Origin of the sequence: Anabaena sp. CCY 0017, assembly GCF_963920885.1 — a bacterium.
Lineage (GTDB): Bacteria > Cyanobacteriota > Cyanobacteriia > Cyanobacteriales > Nostocaceae > Nodularia.
The window spans coordinates 1-7,078 of the sequence record NZ_CAWUDG010000056.1 but is presented as its reverse complement, the minus strand read 5'-3'; the positions used below and the strand labels follow the sequence as shown (position 1 = coordinate 7,078).

The 7,078-nt window shown below is 41.4% G+C and carries 5 protein-coding genes; 1 reads left to right on the top strand and 4 read right to left on the bottom strand.

Going from position 1 to position 7,078, the window contains the following annotated elements:
• Positions 1 to 381: 381 nt before the first annotated feature.
• Together ACM0OW_RS25430 and ACM0OW_RS25425 are read right to left on the bottom strand one after the other, a co-directional pair.
• A complete protein-coding gene (locus tag ACM0OW_RS25430; RefSeq protein ID WP_414553461.1) occupies positions 382 to 555 on the bottom strand; it encodes a hypothetical protein in 174 nt (57 codons plus the stop codon).
• A gap of 1,026 nt (positions 556 to 1,581) precedes the next feature.
• Positions 1,582 to 1,998, bottom strand: coding sequence for a hypothetical protein (locus ACM0OW_RS25425; RefSeq protein WP_414553459.1), 417 nt, complete (start codon positions 1,996 to 1,998; stop codon positions 1,582 to 1,584).
• A gap of 610 nt (positions 1,999 to 2,608) precedes the next feature.
• Between ACM0OW_RS25425 and ACM0OW_RS25420 the strand changes: the two genes are divergently transcribed.
• Entirely contained in the window at positions 2,609 to 2,740 is a 132-nt protein-coding gene (locus ACM0OW_RS25420) for a hypothetical protein (protein WP_414553457.1), read from the top strand.
• A gap of 247 nt (positions 2,741 to 2,987) precedes the next feature.
• Here the strand turns inward: ACM0OW_RS25420 and ACM0OW_RS25415 are convergent, their stop codons facing one another.
• Both ACM0OW_RS25415 and mobV read right to left on the bottom strand, forming a co-directional pair.
• Positions 2,988 to 3,161 (bottom strand): hypothetical protein, encoded by a 174-nt coding sequence (locus ACM0OW_RS25415; protein WP_414553456.1) that lies wholly within the window; start codon positions 3,159 to 3,161, stop codon positions 2,988 to 2,990.
• A 680-nt stretch (positions 3,162 to 3,841) separates the two neighbouring features.
• Positions 3,842 to 5,653, bottom strand: coding sequence for a MobV family relaxase (gene mobV / locus ACM0OW_RS25410; protein WP_414553454.1), 1,812 nt, complete (start codon positions 5,651 to 5,653; stop codon positions 3,842 to 3,844).
• Positions 5,654 to 7,078 lie beyond the last annotated feature (1,425 nt).

The window sequence follows — 7,078 nt, the reverse complement described above, 5'->3', positions numbered from 1 at the left end:
GCCAACAATTCCAAATTCTTCCCAGTGCGATGGGCAAAGCCCCGCCAGAGGCGATCGCCAACAGCTTGCATTCCTGCACAAGTCGTACTAACTTGTATAGGCATAAGCATGAAATATGTTGCAACTGTACTGAGATATTTTCCCCCAACTCCTCCCCAATCCCCACTATCATCTCAGTACAGTTCACCCCAAAAATCTAGTACCACACACCCGTTTTTAGCCCAAAATAGCTTGTGTGGTACTTGGCTTGATTTGACCCGCAAAAATCGCTGTAATGCTTGTATAGTTAGGCTTCAGGTCTAGTACCACACAAACCCATTTCCTTATAATAATTAAGCTTGTGTGGCACTAGATTTTTCATATCCTTCTGGCTTTAATTTCTTAAGGTTGGGGAAGGTCGCTAAATGTGCTAATTGCGACAAGCTGATATTTTGGGAGGGGTGGCGATATGGGGATTCCCATAGCTTCCACAATCCCCAATATTCCCCAAAATAACCCCACGGGATAGAATAGCCATTCCCATAAAAATAACCCCATTGCTGAGGCTTGTGGCACTGATGCAACTTATTACATGAGTTGTGGCGATTGGGGGCGGTTGGGTGCGATGCCTTCGGCGAGCGGAGCGATCGCGCGTCTGGTTAATTCCTCAATTACCGCATCCCTGCACAATTCCCATCGGCTTGTATAGGCATAGAAACATCTGAACACTCACACAGATATTTTTGGAAACTTCCCCACTCCCCATTCCAGGACTAAACCCCTATACTTTCAGTAATGCTTTATTTATACATGGTTTTGTATGTTTGCGTATATTTATAGGCGGGACAATGGATTTATTTTATTAAACAATTAAAAATCGATTGACCCTGTTTTTTGGCTTTCTGTACAAGGGTTTGCGCGATTTACTTGGAAAAAAACTTTTTTGTCAAAAACTAGAATTATATGATTTATCATTCAGTTGTTTTTAAAACAAACTAGCTACTGCGTAACCAGTGACTAACCGCCGTCGCACAATCCCCATTCCCCAGGACTAAACCCCACATTTTCAGCAATGCTTTATTTATACATGGTTTTGTATATTTGCGTATATTTATAGGCGGGACAATGGATTTAGTTTATTAAACAATTAAAAATCGATTGACCCTGTTTTTTGGCTTTCTGGGTAAGAGTTTGGGCGATTCACTTAGAAAAAATTTTTTTGGTCAAAAACTAGAATTGTATGAATTAGCAGTCAGTTGTTTTTAAAACAAACTAGCTACTGCAAAGCTTTGGGGAGTAAGAACCAATGACCAATCACCAATGACCGCACAATCCCCAGCATTCCCCACAATTGCCCCACGGGATAGAATACACATTTGCATAAAAATCACCCCATTCCTGGGGCTTTACCCATCGCTCTACTCCACATTCACCCCACTGGCAACCAACAACGAAGCCATGCTTTGAGGCTGTGTATATGTCGCGTGTGCCGTCAAGTGCGGCCACCGCAAACTCCCAAGTCTCGGCGCTTAATCGCCTGCACAATTCCCCTAATCTCCCCACATCCCTATACAATTTTCCTTGGCTTGTATAGGTATCCCTCTATTTCCGCCACTCCCCAATGCCATCGAAAGCATGATCTATAATTCGATGTTTTTTCTTTGGGATGAATAGCCAGATTAATGGATCTCTCATGCCCCTGTCGCCATCAGCCTCATACATCGTTTGAGCCGATTCTTTAATTAAAGCTATTCCTTTGTCAAAAATTTCGTTCAGGAATGCTGGTTGATTTTCACTGTAAATTAACCAGCAAAAGCTTTTAAATAATTCGTATCTGGCATAACCAAAGCTACCTTTTTTGTAGTTCCACTGTGCCAATCCTTCTAATTCTGCGAAAAAATTGCACTGATTTAGTGCGAATATTGCAGGTTTTGAAACAGCATTTTTTTCGGAAAATCCTTGTTCTGCAAGAATTTCCTTAGCTAATTGCAATCCTTTTGTATGTAAGTCTTTAATCATTTGTCTCCTTTTTTGATTTGTTCCACGATTCAATTAAATCTCCCCTTTGTTGTGTAGTGCCATTCAGCCTTATCCAATTACAGATCCTGAATCCATGACTGATATTCCTCAAACTTACCCACATCCCTATACAACAATTCTCATACCTTGTATAGGTATCGCTCTCTTTCTGCCACTCCCCAAACTTTCACCCAAAAATTCTGGTTTTTTGACTCGAAATAGCTAAAATATGTACAGCATTATTTATAACGTTGTTAAAATCACGGCTATGCGTAATTCCTACAGTCCACCCCCCCCTAAATTATAATAAAAGTCTTTTTTTAATGTACGGGTGGACATAATACATTCTTTGGCTTTATATACTTAGATGCAATGAACGGCGTTAAAATCGCCAGGAACGGCAATAAATACCAAAGTAGATAGAATGCCCATTCTCTAAAAAATCACCCTATCCTGGGATGACACAGCTAAGACAGGATACTTCTGATTGGCTGTACTTAGAAGGGCATTTCTTGAGAAAAATTAAACCAATACTTAGACTGACGACTAATTAACTACAAACACTATAAATACTACAAGCTACCATTTTGGAACTGATGACCAATGCCCAATGACCGCACAATCCCCGGCATTCCCTACGACTACCCCACGCGATAGAATAGGCATCCCCATGAAAATCACCCCATTGCTGGGGCTTTGGGTTTGGGAGTGGGGAGTGCGATCTGCTTTGCAGCAGCGCTGAGTGCAAAACACACGCTCCGCGTTCGCTATCGCACAGCAGATCACTTTGGTTTGACTCCCACCTAAATCATCAATAAAGCATTATTAATAACGTCTGCTTAATCACCCGCTACTTTCTATAAACAGCACGAAACAGCGCTGAAACTTTGGCTGTTTTTTTACTGGTTTGTTCTCAGCAAAAAATTAGCGCTTTTTAGCACTGCTTTTTCCTTGTTTCCCTGACTGGTTGTTCCTCGGGTCAGGGATTGTTAACGATGCACTGCCCTGTTCTCAACCGCCTTGATGGTTATTCGACCGTTCGAGGTTTTGCTTTCCCCTTTACCGTGGGCAATTACACGGTCAGTCTTTGGCTCACTGTACGCATTGAGGGCGCAACTACACCGGGTTTCTGTCACCACGACTGTCATTACGACGGATTCCATTATAACCTAAAAATTGGGTTGAAAGCCCCGTCGATTTATCGCGGGGACTCTTGGGTTGGGTTGGTTGGGGATGGGTGGCGATGCCGTAGGCGATCGCCTACGGCGGGGCTTTGCCCATCGCCAATAAATTTCCCCTTTGTTTCTGTTGTCTAGTGGAAATTAAGCGGTATCCAATTAAAGATCATCAATCCATCACTGACACTTCCCCACATCCCTATACAACAATTTTCATACCTTGTATAGGCATCGCTCTCTTTCTGCCACTCCCCAAACTTTCACCCAAAAATTCTGGTTTTTTGACTCGAAATAGCTAAAATATGTACAGCATTATTTATAACGTTGTTAAAATCACGGCTATGCGTAATTCCTACAGTCCACCCCCCCCCTAAATTATAATAAAAGTCTTTTTTTATTGTACGGGTGGACATAATACATTCTCTGGCTTTATATACTTAGATGCTGCATACCGCGTTAAAATCGCCAACCAAGCCAACAATTACTCATACAGATAGATTAAACATTATCTGAAAAATTACCCCATTTTAGACATAAATCGCAGAAGGTGGGATATTTCCTCTGGCTTATACTTAGATGCGGGTTGGTAGGGACTGGGAACTGCTGACTGCTGATTAAATCCCCAGTATTCCCCACAAATAGCCTTCGGGATAAACAATTGGCTTTTAAAGTTCTAGTCCCTGCCCCGGATGCTCACGCCTATGTTTATTTTGCTGCTTTCTCCATGCACACAGCGTCTCATTCCAATCTTTGCCTTTAGGTTTAACTCTGGTGGCATGATGTAACTGTTCCATGATCATTCGTGCAGTTTCATTGCCAAGATCATCATTGTCATAAGCTACTTCTACTGCTCGAACAGTTTGCAGAAATTCCACTGGTAGACTTTTGGGACTATCCACTGCCATGTACATTGTCCTGGTTTTGGGTATTCCTTGCTGAACTTCCATTTCCAGAGTGGCGAATGACATTGCTTCAATGGGGGATTGACACAATACAACTTTTTCAATTTCGCGGTTTTGTTCTCCACCCAGTTTTAAATGAAACCACCCTTGAGTACGCTTGCTTTCTTTCACATATCCCTGAAAGCTGTTATCTTCCCCTGTTCCTTTCAAAAATGCACCTGTGGTTTCACCATCCAAATTCCGCATTAAGAACACGGCGTTTTGTTGCTCATCAGCGTAAATTAAACCTTGCTCATGAACTGCTTGGATAAAACTGGGTAGTAATTCTCGTTTCTGGGTAAGGTAATTTTCTATTTTATGCCATTGACGCTCATCAGCTGATGGGGGTACAAATTGGGGTCTGGGTTCTAACTGTGCAAATTCAGTGGCGATTTTTCGATCTTGGGCGATGACTGCCTTTTCTACCCCAGCTTCACCAAAATTATCATACAGCCACGCGATCGCCTGGGCATAATTACACTTGTTAACGTGCATCACTAAGTCAATTGCACCACCGCCACCCTTTTGTTCACCAGGGGCAAATTCATAGAATTTGGAGCCATCTATATTTATATTGTTACCCTGACCTCTCCATTTCCCTGGCTGGTTGTGGTCACGGTCTAACCCCAACAGCCAAGCTACATCCTCCAGGGGTAAGTCGCGTAGTTTTTCTGTCTGCTGCCGCAAGTCCCAGTTTTCTGATTCGAGTTGTTTGATTCTGGTTTCTTGCTGTTGCCTGATCCTTTCACTAGCTAAAGCATTTTGAACAGCTCGTTGTTCATGTTCAATGGCGCGTTGACGATCCGCTAACTGATGGTCAAGTGTTTGTATAACTGGGTCAGCTTTGATTCGAGTATAGAATCGCTGTGCTGTTTCTCCCAATATGGGTTCTAATCGTTGCAGTTCTAAAGTCAAGGGTTTGCTGTTAACTGCTTGGTAATATTCTTTGATTTTGGTGTGGCTGGCTTTACTGCCTTTGACTCCTCGTTCAATACCCAATGGCGCTAGTGCAACCGCATAACTATCCTGCAATTTGGATAATTTGATTCTGCACTCTTTGGCTGACCCCCCAAACATTTCATTGTGGCTGAGTTGTTTGGTTTTATCGTTGACTGGAACGATGTAAGCGTGAATGTGGGGGGTGGCTTCATCTAAATGCAATTCTGCCCTGACGCATTTATGACTGTAATTGGAAATTAACCAATTCTTTGAGGTGTTAGCAAAGTCTAGCATCCGGTGATTGTCCCACTCCCCTGCTAGTGATGGGTCATGAGGTCGAAAATATTCGGGACTGGCACTCAAAAACATTTCACTACACAATACGGCATTTTTGCGGGGCTTGTGTTTTGTGCTGCTGGCTATTTTGGTTTTGACTATTTCCTCTAAAGGATGGTCGTTGTCCCCAATCAATCTGATATTTGTTTTTTCTGGGTCGGCATTGGTAGTTTCTTGAAGTCTGGCTGTATGGGCTTCACTACCCCCTACGTTGCCAAAAGATTTCAGCTTCCCTACTCGTAAAATTGCTAACCCTGTCATCTGTTTTCAGTTGTCTATTTAGCCCGGATTTTATGCCCTATAGGGTAATTATGGGTTGTCTCTGGGCGAGTGTCAATATCGGTATCCGCTCCCCCCTAATTTTTTATTCCATACTCACTACGTAACTAGAAAATTTTAGCTCAGATTGATGCGGTTGTGGGGTAGCGCTTCCCCTGCCCCTAATTGATAAAAACTCTCCCTCAAAATTATATCAAATTGGCTGAATTATTGTTTATTTAGCGGCTCTCAAGAATGATTAATTTATCAATTTTTGCCCTGATTTCATCTTGTCAATAATTTTGAATTAATGAGAATAAATCAGGTGTTCTGGGGTCAATTTTTACCTGAGAATACTATCAAAAATGCTTGGGCGACGGTTTGCTAATCACTGGCTTATTTAACGTATTCATCAGGGTTTACGGCTATTTTACTATCAATAAGTTTGATTTAATGAGAATGATTAGAGGTTTTCGGGTTTACTGGACTTTCTTCAAGGACTGATACCACTCTTTTGTAACTATTTGTAGTAATTACAATTACAAAATGTTTTTTGAGCCGTTTTTTGAATTACTTTTGCAACATCAATGTATTACATAATTCTCAATAATTTTGAACTTAATGACAGTGGTAATTTGAAAAATAATGCCTAAAAAGCGGTTGGTGTAAGAATTATAGAGCTTTTTGTCTGAAAGATGAAACTCCTCAATAGGTGCTGCACGACAGTTATATCACACCTTTTGAAGAGTTTCTTTTGAATCATTAAACTAACTCAAACTCACATAAATTACGAATTGAAGTCCTCAATAGGTGTTATGTCACACCTATATATAGGTGCTATATACCACCCTCCCAGGACTTGTTGTGTACTATACATTTTCTGTACATAAATATAAACTTAAGTCTATGTATTTAGTGGAGATTTGACCACAACAAATTTTAGATGTAGTTAGAAAAAATTTTTCCCAGTTTTGGGAATAGCAATTTATGCATTCTGTCACAAGGGGTGCGCGGTGAACAATTGCGTGTGCCAATTCTTTGGGCGCTGCATCAATTAGAAGCTCAAATTAATCTCATTCGCCGCATTTGTCGCATTGATCCTAACTACTGATTTGATAATGAGGCGAGGCGATCACCAGAGGTGCTGCGCGCGATCGCTAGAGGCTAACGTAGCTATCGCACAATTTACAAAATTCCCAATTGGCAGGGAGCAACCATTGAAAGGGCAACTAAAAAATTTTCCCTCGACTTGATTTTGAATCATCTTCTCTAATTTTTATTTTGAAGGGTTGAAGAGAATTGTCAGGCCAATTCAAACAAATCCTCATTTCTATGTCACCCGCACCAGTTTGACCAATACCCGCACCAATACCTGTAGCGAACTGCAAACATAAATCGTTAAAACTGCAAACAAGCCATTTTTGAAAC